16 protein-coding genes are annotated in these 18,457 nt (G+C 38.9%); 3 read left to right on the top strand and 13 right to left on the bottom strand.

Going from position 1 to position 18,457, the window contains the following annotated elements; all coding sequences use genetic code 11:
* Positions 1-9 precede the first annotated feature (9 nt).
* The 6 genes from FZF08_RS21275 to pdxA form a co-directional block, all read right to left on the bottom strand.
* Positions 10-2,331: an RND family transporter gene (locus FZF08_RS21275; protein WP_159472988.1), complete on the bottom strand. Its 2,322-nt coding sequence runs from the start codon at positions 2,329-2,331 to the stop codon at positions 10-12.
* 120 nt (positions 2,332-2,451) lie between these two features.
* Positions 2,452-3,633: an SAM-dependent methyltransferase gene (locus FZF08_RS21270; protein ID WP_159472985.1), complete on the bottom strand. Its 1,182-nt coding sequence runs from the start codon at positions 3,631-3,633 to the stop codon at positions 2,452-2,454.
* Positions 3,634-3,706: 73 nt separating this feature from the next.
* Positions 3,707-5,317, bottom strand: coding sequence for a tetratricopeptide repeat protein (locus FZF08_RS21265; RefSeq protein ID WP_159472982.1), 1,611 nt, complete (start codon positions 5,315-5,317; stop codon positions 3,707-3,709).
* A 355-nt stretch (positions 5,318-5,672) separates the two neighbouring features.
* The gene (locus FZF08_RS21260; protein ID WP_159472979.1) at positions 5,673-6,299 is read right to left on the bottom strand and encodes a DNA-3-methyladenine glycosylase; all 627 of its coding nucleotides are present in this window, start codon (positions 6,297-6,299) and stop codon (positions 5,673-5,675) included.
* Positions 6,300-7,187, bottom strand: coding sequence for a YicC/YloC family endoribonuclease (locus tag FZF08_RS21255; RefSeq protein WP_159472976.1), 888 nt, complete (start codon positions 7,185-7,187; stop codon positions 6,300-6,302). It abuts the gene before it with no gap.
* Between the two features lie 72 nt (positions 7,188-7,259).
* Positions 7,260-8,363 (bottom strand): 4-hydroxythreonine-4-phosphate dehydrogenase PdxA, encoded by a 1,104-nt coding sequence (gene pdxA / locus FZF08_RS21250; RefSeq protein ID WP_159472973.1) that lies wholly within the window; start codon positions 8,361-8,363, stop codon positions 7,260-7,262.
* Between the two features lie 204 nt (positions 8,364-8,567).
* On the opposite strand from pdxA, the gene FZF08_RS21245 reads away from it, so the two are divergent.
* Positions 8,568-9,503: an NAD(P)-dependent oxidoreductase gene (locus FZF08_RS21245; protein WP_159472970.1), complete on the top strand. Its 936-nt coding sequence runs from the start codon at positions 8,568-8,570 to the stop codon at positions 9,501-9,503.
* Positions 9,504-9,505: 2 nt separating this feature from the next.
* On the opposite strand, the gene FZF08_RS21240 is transcribed toward FZF08_RS21245, so the two are convergent.
* From FZF08_RS21240 to FZF08_RS21210, 7 genes are all read right to left on the bottom strand, one after another.
* On the bottom strand, positions 9,506-10,000 hold the full coding sequence (locus FZF08_RS21240) for a DUF421 domain-containing protein (RefSeq protein ID WP_159472967.1): 495 nt from the start codon (positions 9,998-10,000) through the stop codon (positions 9,506-9,508).
* Positions 10,001-10,123: 123 nt separating this feature from the next.
* Positions 10,124-10,690 (bottom strand): 50S ribosomal protein L25/general stress protein Ctc, encoded by a 567-nt coding sequence (locus FZF08_RS21235; RefSeq protein ID WP_159472964.1) that lies wholly within the window; start codon positions 10,688-10,690, stop codon positions 10,124-10,126.
* Positions 10,691-10,723: 33 nt separating this feature from the next.
* On the bottom strand, positions 10,724-11,668 hold the full coding sequence (locus tag FZF08_RS21230; RefSeq protein ID WP_159472961.1) for a ribose-phosphate pyrophosphokinase: 945 nt from the start codon (positions 11,666-11,668) through the stop codon (positions 10,724-10,726).
* Positions 11,669-11,706: 38 nt separating this feature from the next.
* Complete coding sequence (locus FZF08_RS21225; RefSeq protein WP_159472958.1) at positions 11,707-12,282, bottom strand: phosphatase PAP2 family protein; 576 nt, start codon at positions 12,280-12,282, stop codon at positions 11,707-11,709.
* Positions 12,279-13,256, bottom strand: a complete 978-nt coding sequence (gene trpS, locus FZF08_RS21220; protein WP_159472955.1) for a tryptophan--tRNA ligase — start codon at positions 13,254-13,256, stop codon at positions 12,279-12,281. Before trpS ends, FZF08_RS21225 begins: the two co-directional genes overlap by 4 nt.
* Before the next feature lie 46 nt (positions 13,257-13,302).
* Positions 13,303-13,590: a type II toxin-antitoxin system RelE/ParE family toxin gene (locus FZF08_RS21215; RefSeq protein ID WP_159472953.1), complete on the bottom strand. Its 288-nt coding sequence runs from the start codon at positions 13,588-13,590 to the stop codon at positions 13,303-13,305.
* Positions 13,587-13,814: a hypothetical protein gene (locus FZF08_RS21210; protein WP_159472950.1), complete on the bottom strand. Its 228-nt coding sequence runs from the start codon at positions 13,812-13,814 to the stop codon at positions 13,587-13,589. The genes FZF08_RS21215 and FZF08_RS21210 overlap by 4 nt, the downstream gene beginning before the upstream one ends.
* A 155-nt stretch (positions 13,815-13,969) precedes the next feature.
* Between FZF08_RS21210 and FZF08_RS21205 the strand changes: the two genes are divergently transcribed.
* Both FZF08_RS21205 and dnaE read left to right on the top strand, forming a co-directional pair.
* Positions 13,970-14,659: a DUF2461 domain-containing protein gene (locus FZF08_RS21205; RefSeq protein WP_159472947.1), complete on the top strand. Its 690-nt coding sequence runs from the start codon at positions 13,970-13,972 to the stop codon at positions 14,657-14,659.
* Between the two features lie 57 nt (positions 14,660-14,716).
* A complete protein-coding gene (gene dnaE / locus FZF08_RS21200) occupies positions 14,717-18,370 on the top strand; it encodes a DNA polymerase III subunit alpha (RefSeq protein WP_159472944.1) in 3,654 nt (1,217 codons plus the stop codon).
* The last annotated feature ends 87 nt before the right edge of the window (positions 18,371-18,457 follow it).

Raw genomic sequence — 18,457 nt, 5'->3', positions numbered from 1 at the left:
TAATGCTTGTCAGGATGGTTTTTCGCCTTTTCCCTGCCATTTCGAAATGGAAAGTAACAAGGCGGGTAATAAGATCAAATTGGTACACATCGCGACCAGCAACGTTATTGAAACCATGACACCCATTGCCGCTGTTCCGCCGAAGCTTGAAGCAGAGAAAATTGAGAATCCGCAGAAAAGAATTATCGCTGTATAAATCATACTAAGTCCGGTTCCAAAAATCGAATTGGTAACGGCTTGTGAAGCATTAAGTCCTTTGTCATAAATTTCCTGACGATATCGGGTAAGGAAATAAACGGTTCCATCCGACGCGATACCAAAAGTGATACTGAAAATAAGAATGGTTGTTGGCTTGAAATAAATCCCGAAATACCCCATAATTCCCGCTGTAAGTGCCAAAGGAATAAGACAAGGTAATTTTGACAAAAGAATGATAGGGATTGAACGGAAAAGTACCATTCCAACCACTGCAATCAGCAAAATTGCAATCAGCAAACTTTCATATAAATTCCCCAGCAGGTAGTCATTGCTTTTCAAAAACACAAGACTATGTCCCGTCAAACTCACTTTGTATTTAGCCGGATTGAAAATAGAATCCACTTTGGGGCGGATTTCTTTCATCAAAACTTTGATACGTTCTGATCCCACATCAGCCATCTGGAAACTTACACGCGTTACGCTTTTATCTTCATTCAAAAATGAATTTATTTGTTTGGAAGCACCTTGTTTTCCCTGAACATAATTGGTCAGTTTTGCTAATTCCAATGCGCCCGGTAAAGCATAATATTTGGCGTCACCACCCCGGTAAGCCTGATAAAGAAAACGGGAAGCTTCTACAACCGAAACCGGTTTTGAAAACTCTTTATATTTTCCAAGTTCGTTTTGCAGCGATTTTATTTTGTAAAGTACTGCGGCATTATCACCAAACACGCCATTTTTTTCTTTGGTATTGATCATCACTTCAAAAGGTAGAACCCCGTTAAAGTTTTTTTCCAGGAATCTAAGGTCTGTGTAAACCGGGTCGTTTTTTGGCAAATCATCCACAACGAACCCAATCGCTTTGATCTTGGTCATCCCATATCCGGAAACGATAATCATAACGAACATTGCGATATAAATTTCCTTGCGGCGGTTATGTACCAGATAATTAATTTTTGATAGAAATCCATGTGCCCATTTTCCATCCAAATGTTTTAAGTGACGTGCTTTTGGCACATCCATATAATGAAGTGTGATTGGGAGCAGTAACAAACAAATAACATAAGTTACCATAACACTGATCGCAGCAACAATGCCAAACTCGACCAGCAAAGTACTGTTGGTAAAATAGAAAACGCCGAAACCGATGGCGGTAGTAATATTGGCAAGGAAAGTTGAGAGCCCTATCTGGCGCACCATTTCAAGCAAAGCGTCATCTTTTGACCTACCGGCTTTAAGTTCTGTCTGGTATTTATTAATAAAAAATACACAGTTTGGAACGCCTATTACAATGAGCAGGGGAGGAATGAGCCCTGTAAGTGCAGTAATCTTATAGCCGAATAATTGCAGAAAACCCACCGAGAATATTACTCCAATCAACACAACGATGATAGAAAGTAAAGTAAGGCGGAAAGATCGGAAAAATGCCCAAAGGATAAATAGCGTCACCAGAACGGCCAGTCCCATGAACAATTCCATTTCACCGGAAATTTTCTTCATGTTCACAGTCCGGATATATGGCATCCCCGAGTAGTGTAAATCCGTTTTATATTTAACTGCAAATTCCTCAGCCATCGCTTCAATATCACCTACGATACTAAGTCTGCGTGCTGAATTCAGTGCCTTATCATTAAAAGTGATAACGATTAGTGTAGCATTTGTTTTGGAGTTGAGCACCAGACCTTCGTAAAACGGAAGATTAAGAATTTCCTTTTTCAGGCTATCAACTTCTGATTGGGTTGTTGGAATTGTCCTGATTATGGGAGCGAAATCGAACTGGCTCAGACTGTCGTTTCTGACAACTTTTTGCAGGTTGGCCAGGGACAAAACATTTTTTATACCTGTGGTTTCTTTAATGCGCTGGGAAAGTTTGCACCAGTCCTGAAATTTGTTAACCTGAAAAAGTCCTGGATCCTGCCATCCAATGACCATTACGCTGCCATCTTCGCCAAATAATTTACGGAAATCCTGATACTCTTTTTCAACCGGATCGTTTGCGGGAAGAATTCTGGCAAACTGATATGAAAGTTCGATTTTTTTTGCCTCGTACGCCATGAAAACGGTTGAGACTAACACCAATGCAACCCACCAAAGCCGGTAGCGGATTATGTAAGTTGCTAATTTATTCCACATATATAGTAATTAGGTTTTTTGCAAAAAGCTGCAAATATACACAGCATGTTTAGGAAACGGTCTTTTTTGACCTTTTTTGTCATTCTGAAAAAATAACTATGTAAATTCTCATGCCATAGCTTAAATTCCCAACATTTTTTCTAAATGATGGTATTCAATACCAAAATAAGATTTGGCATCTTTAATTTTTTTCAGCAGCTGCCTTTGATCAGGATTTGACTTATGATTTTTAATGCCGACAATCATAACGTTTTTTGGCGTATGAGCGTCTGAAATGAATTCAAAAACTTTTGTTTTGTAGCCGAAGTATTCCAAAATCATTGCCCGGATTCCGTCTGTAACCATTTCGGCCTGACGTTCCAGAAAAATTCCGTATTTAGTCAAGAAATCGACGTCGTTGCTTGCTTTATGCTTTTCAATTTCTCTTCGGATTTGTTTATGACAGCAAGGCGCCACTACAATTAATTCCGCATTTGCCTTTATGCCTTTGAAAATGGCATCGTCAGTGGCCGTATCGCAGGCATGAAGTGCAATAAGAATATCGATTTCTTTGCTTTCATAATCTTCAATCGTTCCTTCCACAAAATTCAGCTGTTTGAAAGAGGCATTTTCGGCAATAGTATTACAAAGTGTAACCATGTCTGCACGGAATTCAACGCCAGTAATTTCCGGTTGAAGATTTAATACATTTTGAAGATAATCATATAAGGCAAAAGTCAGATATCCTTTTCCTGAGCCCATGTCCACCACTTTTAAGGCTCCATCGGTAGGGATTTCCTTAATAAGCGAACTCAGTATTTCTACATAATGATTGATCTGTTTATATTTATCCTGCGCATTTTTAAAGACATTTCCTTCCTGATCTGTGATCTTTAAATCAGTCAGGTAAGATTTGTTTTGTGCCGGAATAAGTCTTTTTTTATTTTTATCGTGATCCAGAGAGGCTGTACTTTTTGAGGAAGTTTTTTTCTTCAAAGTAACCTTATCCGTATGCAGAATTTCAAATTGGAGATCCGATTCCGTAGAAAAAAGTGTAGATACCCTGAATCCTACAAGAAGAAAATTTTCTATAAGGCCAATGGCTTCCTCTTTGGAAAAATTTTTAACAATATCCCGTGTTTTATAGCGGTAAGTAAAGCTTAGTTTTTCTTCTTTTTTGATCAGAATCCTTTTGACATAAAGATTTTTAAGATTTTCTTCTTTGCCTTTATAATTGCCCAGAGACAGGCTGATGAAAGTTTGATCGGTGATGGATTGCGAAATTGCTTGTATAAATTCTCTAACTTTTTCAGAAATAATCATTAGACGTGTTTTGTTTTCTCAAAATAGACTAACACCACGAACGTTAATACAGTTTGGTTAAAGAAGAATAAGTTTATTTAGGAATCTCAATTCCAATGTTCGCTCCTGGGTTTTCCTCATTAGAAATCATGATTTTTCCTTTTAGGCTTTGCACCCTGTTTTTCACATTTCCCAGACCAACGCCATGTAAAGAATTATTTTTGATCCCATTACCATTGTCGCTAATCGTCAGATGAATGCTGCGAATGGATTCCTTTAAAGAGATTTCTGCTTTGTCGGCTTTGGAATGTTTGAGGATATTATTGGTAAGCTCAAGCAGGATGCTGTACAACTCAAATTCAACCTTTTTGTCGAGTCGCTTGTCCAGGCCCTCCACTTCAAAATTAAACTGGATGGAATTATTCTCGTTCAATTTCCCGACCAAGCGTTGTAAAGCTACGATAAGCCCATGTTCTTCAAGCTCAATCGGCATTAAATTATGCGACAAACTTCTGACTTCCCGATACGCTGCGCCAACCATTTGATGGACACTTTTATATATTTTTTGTTCTTCTTCGGACAATAGTTTTTTGTCCATACCATATAAATACCAGTTCAGCGACGCCAGCGTACCGCCTAAATGGTCATGTAGTTCGGCTGCAACGCGTTTTCTTTCAATGGTTTGTCCCTGGACTAATGCTTCTTTTATCGCAGCATTTTTTCTTCTCAGCTTTTTATTATTAAACCAGAGGAACGCCGAAAAAGCAACGATCATTATTAAAAAACCAATCAGAACACTCTGGATCGTATTTTGTTCATTGATGATTTTACGCTGAATTTCTGATTCCATTTGCTGATTTTCGTAAATCAGCTTGTACATATTATACTCTCTCGCAATGCGTTCGATATGCCGTGTTCGGCGAATGTAATCGACTTGTTCAAGATAATATAGTGATTGTTTGACATTATTCTGTGCTTTGTACGCCTTGTAAAGACATATAAGGGCCCAGTTGGTCTGGCGGGAGGAATGATAAAGTTTGCTGAGTTTTAATGCTTCACTCTCTGTTGCGATAGCCTGGTCATATTTTTTTTGTTCATAATAAACATTTCCAAGGTCGTTTAATGCGTTAAGAATTCCAAAACGATTATTCAGTTTTTGGAAAATCATCAAGGCCTGAGTAACATATTTTTCTGCCTTATCCGGTTCATTTTTCCGTACATAAAGATAGCCCCGATCTTGGAGCACAGAGGCCATTCCCCATTGCGAACCGATCTTTTTAAAGGAGTCAAATGCCAAATCGTAATACCGGATGGCTTGGGTATAATCAAGTTTCTCCCGATAAAAATTACCAATATTTTCCAGACAGACTGCTTTGGAGCTGTCTTGTTTCATATCGCTGTATATTTTGAAAGCACTCTGGAAATTGGCCAGGGAGAGATCAAATTGCTTATACTCCGCACTGGATTCGCCTTGAAATCTTTTTGCATTAGCGGTATATAACGGAAGGTTTTCTTTTTGAGACAGAATGAGTATTTCATTGGATATTTCTCTCAGTATATCATAGCTGCCATCGATGATATAGTATGTACACAAAAGATCATAGGCCATAATCTTACCTTTTGACCATTGATGTTTTTGTGCTAAACGAAGAATCTGTTGAGAATATAGTACCGCTTTATCTGCATCAAAATATAAATTTTGCATTGCAAGTTTACGGTATTTGTATATCAGTAAAGTGTCCTGCGGAAAATTTTTTAAAATTTTAGATTGCACTGAGCGCTCATTACCTCTTGAAGTTTGGGCAAAACAGTAGTTCCCTTCGAGAAGGTTTACGTATACCAGTAAAACAAAAGCTAACGAGTAAAGTTTAGCCACAAAAAGATCAGGCATGTATGGCAGGGCGCGTATTAAACCAAATAAATTTTTAAAAGAAGTTATATAACGCTGAGTATTTTAAACAAAGGCCAAATATAGAAAATCATAAAACAAAAAGTCGACATGTAGGTATTTCTTTTATTGGTTTGTAGTATAAATTTTGGTTTTGTAGCCCGCTGTTGATCTATTTGCTAACAAAAGGATTGTTTTTGATTGAATAACGATACAGAAAATCAGTTCCCTGCGTAATACCAATTCTTTTAGAGATTTCTATTTCAAACAGATTTTCTGGTAGGCGCGGGGTAATGTATAATGAACTGTCAGCCAAAGATTTTCCATTGTGAACGGATCTGTCTATTCCCATTGCCTGAACAAGTTTTCCCGGTCCGCGGCATAATTCCTTTAAAGAAATTGATTTTGTTAAAGCACCCATAGCTTTTTTGCGGGACAATTCCCTTCGCATTTCCATCAGCCCTATCCCTCTCGTAGGTTGCAATGCTCGAATTAGTACTGCTTCGCCATGGCCTGTTTTATTGCTTACAACATTGACACACTGATACATTCCATAAATGAGATAAACATAAATAGTACCAGCCGGGCCATACATGGGTTCGGTCCGTGGTGTTCTTTTCTGATAAGCGTGACAAGCCGGATCGTCTTGTAAATAGGCTTCTGTTTCAACAATAATCCCGGTGGTAATACCATCGGGACTATCGTGAACAAGTTCGCAGCCAAGCAATTCCCGGGCTAGCGTTCGTGTATCAAAAGCTTCATAAAAGGACAGTGGCAAGCGATTTGCGCCAGGAATCATTTATATAATATTCATTGTTTGTTCTTTGATTTTTTCCAGCTCGTCTTTCATCTGAACGACAAAACGCTGAATACCGAAGTCGTTTGCTTTGGAACCAATCGTATTGATTTCCCGTCCGATTTCCTGGGCAATAAAGTTCAGCTTTTTGCCATTGCTTTCCGGCGATTGCAACGTTTCGTTGAAATACAGCAAATGATTGGCAAGACGAATTTTTTCCTCTGAGATATCAAATTTTTCTATGTAATAGATCAATTCCTGCTCAAAGCGGTTCGGGTCAAAATTTTCGTCAGATAACAAATCACGTACTTGTTTTTCCAAACGTTCACGTACGGCTGGAATCCGTAATTTATCCTGTTCTTTTACTTCTTCCAAAAGTGTGGAAATGGTACCGATATAATCTGCAAATTTATCCGCAGTCATTTTTCCTTCCTGCTCACGAAAAACGGTACATTTTTTTAACGCTTCATGAACGGCTTCTTTAATCTGCGCCCAGTCATTATCCCGATTTGATTCACTTACAGATTCGGTATTGTACGCGTTTGGCATTTGAAGCGCCATACGAAGCAAATCTGTTGATTCACCAGAAAAGCCAAGATCATTAGCAGTTTCTGTTAAATCGTTAAAGTAAGCTTTCACCAACGGACGGTTTACTGCAGTAGTAGCAATGGCCTTTCCAACAGGCTGTACAGTCAGGCTTACTTCTACTTTTCCGCGTTCCAAAGATTGTGTAACCAGGTTACGAATTTCTATTTCGCGTTCTGAATAATTTCTGGGAACGCGGCAATATATATCCAGGAATTTGGAATTCAGTGTTTTAATCTCAACAGTTACGTTGATCGATTCGGATTCGATGTTTGCTACACCGTAGCCGGTCATGGATCTTAACATGTAGGGGTCTTTAATTAAATTAAAAGTTAAATGATGAAAGCGACCACGGAAAACCGGGCTGTTTTACTTACATCAGTTTTGTCTTTGTTTTCCTGATTTTGCCGGATGCTGGCTTTCAGACTGCTGTGGTTTTGTAATCAGTGCATTTTTATCGATCTCCTGACTGGATGTTCTGTATTTTGCCACATCACAGGCCAGATAAATAGCTTGTAATAATGAACCAGGTTCTGCCTGATTTTTCCCGGCAATGTTATACGCAGTTCCGTGGTCAGGTGAAGTTCTTACAGCAGACAATCCCGCAGTGAAATTTACACCTTCATTGAATGCCAGAGTTTTGAATGGTATCAAACCCTGGTCATGGTACATGGCTAGTACGGCATCATATTGTTTGTAAGTTCCGGCGGCGAAAAAGCCATCTGCCGGGAAAGGTCCCACGACAAGATTCCCCTTTTCACGGAAGTTTTTGAGAACAGGAATAATCGTATCAATTTCTTCACTGCCCAGCAAACCGTTTTCACCTGCGTGAGGATTTAACCCCAAAACAGCCAATCTTGGTTTTTTTATGCCAAAATCATTTTTCAATGAATATAACATTTGTTCAATTTTGGCCGTCAGTTTTTCCGTAGTTACCCATGCCGGAACATCTTTCACAGGAATATGACCAGAAAGTACACCCACGCGAAGATCGCCTGAAACCATAAACATTAAAGCTTCCTGAACTTCAAAAGATTCTGCCAGGAATTCTGTATGTCCGGGAAATTTAAATTCCGCACTTTGAATATTGTCTTTGTTGATAGGACCAGTAACGACGGCATGTAATTTGCCGGTTTTAAGATCTTCGACAGCACGTTTCAAAGAAGATAAAGAACCTTGTCCTGCCTCAGGAGTAACTTTTCCCGGTTGAATTTCTGTCTGATGGTCATGCCAGCAGGTGATAACGTTCGTCAATTTAGGGTTAGCCTGTTCAGGGCGCTGTATGCCATGCAATGTCCAGTCTTTCATCTCAAAAAGATTGCGATATTGATTCAGTACGCGCAAAGAACCGTATATAACCGGCGTGCATAACTTGGCTAACTGATTTCCTTCCAATGCTTTAAGGATTACTTCCGGGCCAATCCCGTTATAATCTCCTAACGTAATCCCTATTAATGGTTTATCACTTGGTAGTTCACTCATTTATTTGATATAGTATTGATTGTTATTTCTGTTTTGTTGAAATTACTTTGCAAGGTACTGATATTAATAATTTTGTATTCATAATGAAGGATTTTAAACATAGAACTTCCTATCGAATATGCTTTTATATCATCCACTGTATGTATTTCTGATTACTTTTGTAAAACTAATCAATTGGCAAGTTACAAAAATTCCCGTGCTCCTATGAAAATCCTGATAGCAGACTCCATGCATCCGTCACTTTTTACTATGTTAAAAGCGGAAGGTTGGGAATATGCCTATCATCCCGAATACAAAAGGGAAGATATTATCCGTGCGTTACCTGAATTTGAGGGATTATTTATCCGAAGTAAAACTTTTGTTGATCTGGAAGTAATGCAACCGGCAAAAAAACTTCGCTTTATTGCCCGTGCAGGAGCTGGTCTTGATTTGATTGATCTTGATATAGCAAAAGAAAAAGGCATTGAAGTTTTTCATGCGGGTGAAGGAAACCGGGATGCTGTTGCCGAGCATATGCTAGGAATGCTTCTGGGATTGCTTGCTAATATTGTAAAAGCGGATAAGGAAGTTCGCAACGGTATTTGGGACAGGGAAGGAAACAGGGGAGTGGAGTTGATGAATAAAACCGTTGGGCTTATTGGTTATGGAAATAATGGAGGAGCCACTGCGAAGCGGTTGAGTGGTTTTGGATGCAAGGTTTTAGCTTATGACAAATACCGCGATAATTATGGCGATGCCTTTGCAGAAGAAGCTTCTCTGGAAAAAATTATGCAGGAAGCTGACATATTGAGTTTACACGTTCCGCTTACCGACGAAACAAAATATCTGGTTGATCAAAATTTCATTGACCGTTTTTCCAAGCCTTTTTACCTGATGAATTTGTCAAGAGGGAAAGTTGCGAATCTGACTGCGGTTGTAGAAGGTTTGAAATCCGGAAAAATAATCGGAGCTTGCCTGGATGTTTTAGAAAATGAAAAATTAAAAACGCTTACAGAAGAACAGCAATCCGTTTTTGATTATTTAATTAATTCCAATCGCGTAGTGCTTACTCCTCATATTGGTGGCTGGACGCATGAAAGTTACATAAGGATTAATGAGGTTTTGCTTCGTCAAATTAAAGAAGGGCTGTTAGAAACCTGAGATCATTCTTTCAAAATAACACTGATATTTCCTGTTGCTTCAAGATAACAGGTTTTCACTTTTGTGAAGTCATCCACATCTTTTTCACGTAAAAGCGCAAGTAATTCGTCTTCATCGATCAATTCCTTTTCCATGTTTTTATGTAAAAGTCTGCCATTGCGGATTAATAGCACTGGGTCCGGCTTTGCAAATTTTCCAAAAATAACTTTGTTATAGCCCATCCAGTCAATCGCAAAATCCCAGAACAGCAATGTCAGAATCAACGCTGCACCTTCTACCACTGAATTGTAAGTGCCTGCCATTGCATTTTGAGCGGCATCGGAAATCATTGTAATCAGAAGCAAATCACTTATACTCAACTGTCCCGTGCCTCTGCGAAATAATCGCATACAAAGATAGATAACCCAGTAAGTGAGGGTCCCTCGCAAAAATATTTCCAGCAGCGATAAGCTGGGGATAAACATGGCGTGCCAGTCTACATTAAAAAGTTTATCCATAAAAATGTTCAGGTTGTCTGGAGTCGGATGTTATGTAGTGAAAAACTAAAACCCTATATAACAAATATGCCGACCAAAGGTCGGCACGTTTGCATCTATTAGCCATGAAAAATAAAATACTTATTATTTACCGATCGTACCACGAAGTGCACGAGGGATTTCAACTGAGGCAATTGGATTGCTGATCGATGTAAGGATAACAAATCCTTCAGGCTTGATAGCTCCAACTTTAACAGATTTTCCAAGATCAAGTTCAGTTACATCAACTTCAACGTAATCAGGGATATTGTCTGCTAAACCTTGTACGCGCAATTTACGCAATTTTTGGTTCATTTTACCACCTTTCATTACACCAGAAGATGCTCCTGTCAATTTCACAGGTACATCAACTTTAATTTCCTTGCCATCAATGATCTGAAGGAAATCCGCATGTAACAACATATCGTTTACAGGGTGGAATTGTTTTTCCTGTAAAATGGCATTATATATAGTTCCCTCGATATTCAAGGTAACGTTAAAAACATCCGGTGTGAAAAGCAATGTGCGGAACAACATAGCAGGTGCGTAAAAATGCACTTGTTCGGTACCACCATACAGCACAGATGGAACATAACCCTGAGCACGTAACTCCTGAGCTTCCACCTTGCCGAGATTCGCTCTTCTAAACCCTACAATCTCATGCGTTTTCATAAGAATAATTATTAAAGTTAAAAAAAATAAAATTTACTGATAATTTATAAACAAAGAACTAATAGATTCATGATCTCTAATACGACCGATCGCTTTTGCAAATAACTCTGCAACTGACAATACGCGTATTTTGTCATTCTGTTGCTTAAGAGGGATCGTATCTGTAACAATTAATTCCTCTAGAACAGAATTTGCAATATTTTCGTGCGCCTTACCCGACATGATCGGGTGCGTACTGATTGCTCTTACTGAATTGGCGCCTTTACCCATGATGATTTCAGCTGCCTTACACAAGGTTCCACCAGTATCTATAAGGTCATCAACCAAAACCACATCCATTCCCTCAACCTCACCAATCACCTGCATACTGGCAATTTCATTTGCTCTTTTTCTGTGTTTATCACAAAGGATCATGTCCACGTTCAGAAACTTGGCGAAATTACGGGCTCTTGCCGCGCCACCCATATCCGGTGAAGCGATCAAAAGATTTTTAAGTCCCAGTGATTTGATATATGGAACAAAAATCGACGTCCCTTCCAGGTGATCGACAGGTAAATCGAAAAATCCCTGAATTTGTCCTGCGTGAAGATCAACCGTCATTAAGCGATCCACTCCAACAGCTGTTAACAAATTGGCAACCACTTTTGCAGCTATTGCCACACGGGGTTTGTCCTTTCTGTCCTGACGTGCATACCCAAAATAAGGAATGACCACAGTCACATAATGTGCGGAAGCCCTGCGTGCTGCATCTACCATGAGAAGTAGTTCAAGCAAATTATCCGCCGGTGGAAAGGTTGACTGAATCAAAAACACGTCACAGCCGCGCACTGATTCTTCAAAGCTTGGGGACAATTCTCCATCGCTGAACTTACGCAATGTGTAGCCTCCCAGCTCTTTACCAAAATACCTTGCGATGTCTTTTGCGAGGTATTCCGACTGACTTCCTGAAAATATTTTTACTGTGTTAAAAGAGCCCATGGCCAAACTAAAATTTGCGCAAAATTAATAAAAATCAATTAATTAAGATAGTATTTCTTAAAAAATATTAAATAAAGTTGAATACATATCCAGCCGACGATGAGGCCAACCAGTGCCCCGACGAAAATATCACCAGGATAATGGACGCCAACATATACCCGGCTGTAAGAATACAAAGCCGCCCAGGCAAACAACCAGCCTACATGACGCATCTTCTTTTTTGTGAGTTGAAACCACACAATTGCCAATGAAAAACTCGTTGCAGCATGTGCAGATGCAAACCCATATAAACCGCCGCAATCGCCAACATTATGTACAAGACCTGCCAACAAAGGTTCATGACAAGGCCGAAAGCGTTCAAAATAAGGTTTCATCACACCTGATACAACCTTGTCTGATAAAATTACTGCCACTAAAACGGTGACTATTATTGCAATGGCCTTTTTCTTTTCTGTTTTAATCGTAAAAAAAAGCAAAACCAAATACATCGGAATCCAGGTAAATTTATAAGTCACCCAGTACATAAGCGAATCTATCCAAGGTAAATGTTCGCCATTAAACCACAGAAACAGCTGTTGATCTTCGTGAATAAGGTCATGAATTGCCGGGGTCATGCACCAAAACCGAGTACACGGCGGACTTTTTCGATTGTTCCTCTGGCAATAATCCGGGCTTTTTCTTCACCTGTTTTCAAGATGCCTTCGAGTTCATCATTGTTCTCCATATAATAATTGTAGAGACGGCGCGGTTCGGCATATTTTTCAAGAATTATTTCTAAAAGAGCTTGTTTAGCGTGGCCATAACCATATCCTCCGTTCAAATAATTCTGGCGCATGGTTTCAGTTTCCGTTTCCGAGGCAAGCAAAGAATAGATTTTGAACGTTATATCCGTGTCAGGATCTTTTGGTTCTTCAAGCGGAGTAGAATCTGAAACAATCTTTTTAAGAACATTTTTCAATTCCTTTTCTGGTAGAAAAATGTTGATATAGTTGTTGTAAGACTTACTCATCTTTTGTCCGTCTATACCCGGAATGGTCATCATTCGTTCGTCAATCAGCGGTTCGGGCAAAACCAGAATATCTTCTCCGGCAAGGTTATTAAAGCGCGAAGCAATATCTTTTGCCATCTCCAGATGCTGTTTTTGATCTTTTCCAACAGGAATAATATTGGCGTTGTAAAGTAAAATATCAGCTGCCATCAAAACCGGATAAGTAAATAATCCTGCATTTACATCCGCAAGTTTCTCAGATTTATCTTTGAAAGAAGTCGCATTTGCAAGCATCGGAAAAGGAGTGAAGCAGCTAAGATACCATGAAAGTTCTGCGTGCTCCTGAACCCGGGATTGTCTCCAGAAAACATTTTTGTCGGTATCAAACCCAAATGCCAGCCAGGTGGATGCAATCGACCGAACGTACAATTCACGTTCGGTTCCGTTTTTAAGGGTAGTCAGCGAATGAAGATCCGCTATGAAAAGGAAAGATTCGTTTTGTGGATTTTTGGATAATTCGATAGCAGGCTGTATTGCGCCTAAAAGATTTCCCAAATGTGGAAGTCCGCTACTTTGTATCCCGGTAAGAATTCTGGCCATTTAATTAATAACAAATTACTTATTATAATAATTATACATCACGATTTTAATAACGTGGTTTTCGACGATTGTCCCAAAAATAAAGTAGCACTACAACATCATTTTCGACTTGATAAAAGAGCAAACATTGCTTAGTAATAACACCCTTCCGAATAGTAGAATTGGAAGCAGAAGCTTCGAACATATGAGGGAAATCTGCAATTTTGCGAATTTTATTTCTTACGATCCTTACAAATTTTTGCGTTTGCTTTTCTGATCGATTTTCTTCTAAATAGTGTATGATAAGACGGAAGCTCTCTTCAGCTTCTGTTGTCCAACGAACGGTAAATGTCATAAATACTTTTTAAAGCTATCCATTACCTCATCGTCTGTCTTGGTTTCACCGGCGAAGAATTGCTTTTGTGCCTTTTCTATTCCATCCTTGACATGATCAGGAAGACCGTTCCAAAAATCAGGCTCTTCAATTTTAAGCTGTTTTTTTATCTTGTTCCAATATTCAATCGGTATTACAGCGGCAGTCTTCTCACCCTTTTCATTTGACAAAAATTGAACGTTCATAATTTTCAGTTGATTATGAGTTTTAAAGAAACTTCGTTCTTTCGAATTGTAAAATTCGTTAAATTGATTCAGAAAAACGTGGTAAATTTGATATTTGTAAATTGTCTAAGGTTTACAAAACGTGAAAAACGGATTATTATCTCAGAATATATTTTATGCTTCAATCATCAACACTGAAATTTCTTACTGACTTAGTTCAAAATAACAATAGAGAATGGTTTCTGGAAAACAGAAAACGATATGACGACTCCAAAGCAGATCTGGAAAAACTGGTTGGTACTTTAATAACAGATCTTGGTAAATTTCATGATTTAGGAAATTTGCAGGTCAAAGATTGTATTTTCAGGATCAATCGTGACGTTCGGTTTTCAAAAAATAAAGATCCTTATAAAAGTGATTTAAGCGCGGGAATAGGTCCGGGAGGTAGAAGTTCGGGCAAAGTTGATTATTATCTGCATATCCAACCGGATGGACAATCGTTTTTGGGTGGAGGAATGTGGGACGCAACGGCAGAACAATTGGCAAAATATCGTCAGGAAGTTGACTATAATGCAGATGAATTGAAAAGCATTATTCATGATAAAACTTTTCGCGAATTCTTTCCTGAAATTTCCGGTGAATCATTAAAAACTGCACCAAAAGGTTACCCGAAAGATCATCCGGAAATTGAATTGTTGAGAAGAAAACAACTTTTCTTTATTCATCGGTTCACAGATAAAGATGTGACTTCAAAGGATTTCGCGGATTCCATTATAAAAGGTATGAAGTTGCTGAAACCTTATACTGATTTTATGAATTATATATTGTACGATGCTAATCCGGAAGCGGAAGATATTCAGTTGTAATGATTGAATGATAGAATTTGTGAATGATAGAATTGAGCGAATCTTCAAATAAAAAATATGCAATTTTCCCACTTACACTGCCACACTCAGTTTTCTTTACTAGATGGTGCTGCTGATATCAAAAAGCTTTTCAAAAAAGCCAAAGAAGATAACATGCCGGCCGTTGCTATTACCGATCATGGAAACATGTTTGGTGTTTTTGAGTTTGTGGCCGAGGGTAATAAACAAGGTATAAAACCCATTGTTGGCTGTGAATTTTATGTGGTGGAAGACCGCCATATTCGTCAGTTTACAAAAGAAAAAAAGGATGTTCGCCATCATCAGCTGCTTTTGGCAAAAGATGAGATAGGGTATAAAAATCTTGTCAAAATGTGTTCTCTTGGCTTTATTGAGGGAATGTATGGCAAATATCCGCGTATTGATAAAGAGCTGATTGTTAGATATCATAAAGGACTTATCGCCACTACATGCTGTATCGGAGCAATTATTCCTAAGACAATTATCCGAAAAAGTGAGGCCGAAGCTGAGAAGGAATTTAAATGGTGGCTGGATCTTTTTGGTGATGATTTTTATGTTGAATTGCAGCGTCATGAAATTCGTGATCAATATATTGTAAACGAAGTACTTATTCGTTTCGCAAGAAAATATAATGTTAAAATTATTGCTTCCAATGACTCGCATTATGTAGATCAGGAAGATTGGAATGCCCACGATATTTTGCTTTGTATCAACACAGGAGATAAGCAGAGTACGCCTTCTGCAAAGGATTTTGATGACGACAAAGGTATTCCGAAAGGCTCACGTTTTGCATTTTTTAATGATCAGTTTTATTTCAAAAAAACAAGTGAAATGATGCAGTTGTTTAACGACTTACCTGAGTCGATAGACAATACAAATGAGATCGTTGATAAGATCAAAACGCTGAATCTTAATAAAGACATCCTGCTGCCAAACTTCCCGATTCCCGAAGAATTCAAGACGCACCGGTTGTCTGAAATGGTTGGGAATAAAGAGCTGACAGCGGATGTGCTAAACCAATGGGAATACCTGCGGCATATAACTTTTGAAGGAGCCAAGTTCAAATATGGCACGATTACAGCTGAAATTGAAGATCGATTAAACTTTGAGCTGAATACAATCCGTAATATGGGTTTCCCAGGTTACTTCCTGATCGTTGCTGACTTTATTGATGCCGGTCGGAAAATGGGCGTATTCATTGGTCCGGGTCGTGGGTCTGCTGCCGGATCCGTAGTGGCGTATTGTACAGGAATTACCAATATTGACCCTATTAAATACGATCTGCTTTTTGAGCGTTTCTTAAATCCTGACCGTATCTCACTTCCTGATATTGATACGGATTTTGATGATGAAGGTCGCCAGAAAGTAATCGATTATGTTGTAAAAAAATATGGTTATAACCAGGTCGCCCAGATTGTAACCTATGGTACCATGGCTGCCAAATCAGCGATTAAAGATGTTGCCCGTGTAATGGATTTGCATTTATCCGACGCCAACATGCTTGTAAAATTGGTTCCTGATAAGCCAGCCTATAACATGACGTTGGCCAGGATTTTTTCTGCACCGCTGGAAGGAGAGGGAAGTTTGTCGAAGAAAGAAGGAATTGCTCCGGAAGAACTTGATAATGTTAAAAAACTCCGGGCGATTATTGCAGGTAATGACTTGCAGGCAAGTGTATTGCAGGAAGCACGGAGGCTGGAAGGTACAGTTCGGAATACGGGTATACACGCTGCCGGAATTATCATTGCGCCAAGTGATCTGACAGAGATTATTCCGGTTAGTACTTCAAAGGATTCGAATTTTCTGATTACCCAGTATCAGGGTAAAATTATTGAAGATGCGGGTGTTATTAAAATGGACTTTTTGGGTCTTCGAAACCTGACCATTATTAAAGAAGCACTTCGTCTGATCAAACGAAATCACAGTATCTCAATCGTAATCGACGATATTCCACTGGACGATCCAAAAGTTTTTGAGCTTTTCCAAAGAGGAGAGACGAACGCGATTTTCCAGTTTGAATCCGATGGTATGAAAAAACACATGCGGGATCTTATTCCTGACCGTTTTGAACACCTTATCGCGATGAACGCGTTATACCGTCCGGGGCCAATTGCCTACATTCCAAATTTTATCCGTAGGAAAAACGGACATGAGGAAATTACTTATGATTTACCTGAACTGGAAGAGTATCTGGCTGATACTTACGGGATTACGGTCTACCAGGAACAGGTAATGCTTTTGTCCCAAAAACTGGGTGGATTTACCAAAGGCCAAGCGGATACTTTGCGTAAGGCAATGGGTAAAAAACAGATTGAAACCCTGAATAAAATGAAAGGGTATTTCATGAAAGGCGGGGAAGAAAAAGGTCTGGACTTGAAGAAACTTGAAAAGATCTGGACCGACTGGGAAGCTTTTGCATCATATGCCTTTAACAAATCCCACTCGACCTGTTACGCTTTTGTTGCTTATCAAACAGCATACTTAAAAGCACATTATACAGCGGAATATATGTCAGCGGTTTTGACAAGCTCGCTAGGTAATATTGAAAAAATTACATTCTTCATGGAAGAGTGTAAGAGTCAGGGAATTACAGTTTTGGGCCCGGATATTAATGAATCGGACCGCCAGTTTAATGCAACAAGCAGAGGAGAAATAAGATTTGGACTTGCAGGAGTTAAAGGAAGTGGTGATGCGGCTGTTGAATCGATAATAGAAGAAAGAGACGCGAATGGAGAGTTTAAAGATATTTTTGATTTTATAACAAGGGTCAATCTCCGGACTGTTAATAAGAAAACGCTTGAAAGTCTGGCTTACGCGGGCGGGTTTGACTGTTTTGAAGAATATCACCGTGCACAATATTTCACCTCTGAACCAGGTGGTGATGTAGGTACTTTTATTGAGCGTCTTATTCGATATGCCAATAATTATCATGCTGAAAAATCTTCTGCGCAGGCGTCCTTATTTGGAGCATTTGGTGGAAATGAAGCATTGATGGTGAAGCCAAAACCTGCTGATGTGCAGCCCTGGGATGATCTTGCAAAATTACGTTATGAGCAGGAGGTGGTTGGTTTTTATATTTCAGGACATCCACTGGATACTTTCCGGCTTGAACTTGATAATTTCTGTAACGGTACGCTGGATGAATTGCTCACCATTCATGAGGGAGAACGTTCGCCAAGAAATTTCGGGAAAGATATTAGTGTAGGTGGAATTGTGACAAGTGTAATTGAGCGGATGTCTAAAAATGGAAATCCGTTTATGATCTTTAAACTGGAAGATTACAGAGGGTCGATTGAAATGCTCCTTGGCGGAGAAGATTGCGTTAAGTTTAAAAACTATCTGGAAGTTGGGCGCTTTCTGTATATCAAAGGAAAAATACAAAATCGCTGGAAACAGGAAGATCAGTTTGAGTTTAAAATTTCTTCAATACAATTGCTAACTGAAATCCGTGATAAGATGTGTAAAAAGATAAGAGTTAATTTAACCCTAGATCAGATTGATGCTCAGTTTATCATGTTGTTAAACGAAACATTCAATAATAATCAAGGGCCATGTCCTGTGAATGTCACAGTTAAAGACCCTGATTCTCAACTGGAAGTTGAGATGGTTTCGCGTGGTTATCGCGTGTCTCCAACCAACGAATTATTCAAAACGCTTGAAGGTTCTTTGGGTGTCAAATTTTTTCTTAATTAGAACGGAAATTCAAGAATTCCGGAACTTTTATACCACTAATTTCATTATTATGTCAACTAATTAATAACAAAAAATAGACACTTATTG

Origin of the sequence: Dyadobacter sp. 3J3 (genome assembly GCF_009801115.1) — a bacterium.
GTDB lineage: Bacteria > Bacteroidota > Bacteroidia > Cytophagales > Spirosomataceae > Dyadobacter.
This window is presented reverse-complemented; position numbering and strand designations above follow the sequence as displayed.

What these genes read in the sequence shown, in the direction of transcription:
- FZF08_RS21275 (WP_159472988.1), bottom strand. Translation starts at nt 2,331, where the DNA reads ATGTGGAATAAATTAGCAACTTACATAATCCGCTACCGGCTTTGGTGG.
- FZF08_RS21270 (WP_159472985.1), bottom strand. Translation starts at nt 3,633, where the DNA reads ATGATTATTTCTGAAAAAGTTAGAGAATTTATACAAGCAATTTCGCAA.
- FZF08_RS21265 (WP_159472982.1), bottom strand. Translation starts at nt 5,317, where the DNA reads ATGCAAAATTTATATTTTGATGCAGATAAAGCGGTACTATATTCTCAA.
- FZF08_RS21260 (WP_159472979.1), bottom strand. Translation starts at nt 6,299, where the DNA reads ATGATTCCTGGCGCAAATCGCTTGCCACTGTCCTTTTATGAAGCTTTT.
- FZF08_RS21255 (WP_159472976.1), bottom strand. Translation starts at nt 7,187, where the DNA reads ATGTTAAGATCCATGACCGGCTACGGTGTAGCAAACATCGAATCCGAA.
- pdxA (WP_159472973.1), bottom strand. Translation starts at nt 8,363, where the DNA reads ATGAGTGAACTACCAAGTGATAAACCATTAATAGGGATTACGTTAGGA.
- FZF08_RS21245 (WP_159472970.1), top strand. Translation starts at nt 8,568, where the DNA reads ATGAAAATCCTGATAGCAGACTCCATGCATCCGTCACTTTTTACTATG.
- FZF08_RS21240 (WP_159472967.1), bottom strand. Translation starts at nt 10,000, where the DNA reads ATGGATAAACTTTTTAATGTAGACTGGCACGCCATGTTTATCCCCAGC.
- FZF08_RS21235 (WP_159472964.1), bottom strand. Translation starts at nt 10,690, where the DNA reads ATGAAAACGCATGAGATTGTAGGGTTTAGAAGAGCGAATCTCGGCAAG.
- FZF08_RS21230 (WP_159472961.1), bottom strand. Translation starts at nt 11,668, where the DNA reads ATGGGCTCTTTTAACACAGTAAAAATATTTTCAGGAAGTCAGTCGGAA.
- FZF08_RS21225 (WP_159472958.1), bottom strand. Translation starts at nt 12,282, where the DNA reads ATGACCCCGGCAATTCATGACCTTATTCACGAAGATCAACAGCTGTTT.
- trpS (WP_159472955.1), bottom strand. Translation starts at nt 13,256, where the DNA reads ATGGCCAGAATTCTTACCGGGATACAAAGTAGCGGACTTCCACATTTG.
- FZF08_RS21215 (WP_159472953.1), bottom strand. Translation starts at nt 13,590, where the DNA reads ATGACATTTACCGTTCGTTGGACAACAGAAGCTGAAGAGAGCTTCCGT.
- FZF08_RS21210 (WP_159472950.1), bottom strand. Translation starts at nt 13,814, where the DNA reads ATGAACGTTCAATTTTTGTCAAATGAAAAGGGTGAGAAGACTGCCGCT.
- FZF08_RS21205 (WP_159472947.1), top strand. Translation starts at nt 13,970, where the DNA reads ATGCTTCAATCATCAACACTGAAATTTCTTACTGACTTAGTTCAAAAT.
- dnaE (WP_159472944.1), top strand. Translation starts at nt 14,717, where the DNA reads ATGCAATTTTCCCACTTACACTGCCACACTCAGTTTTCTTTACTAGAT.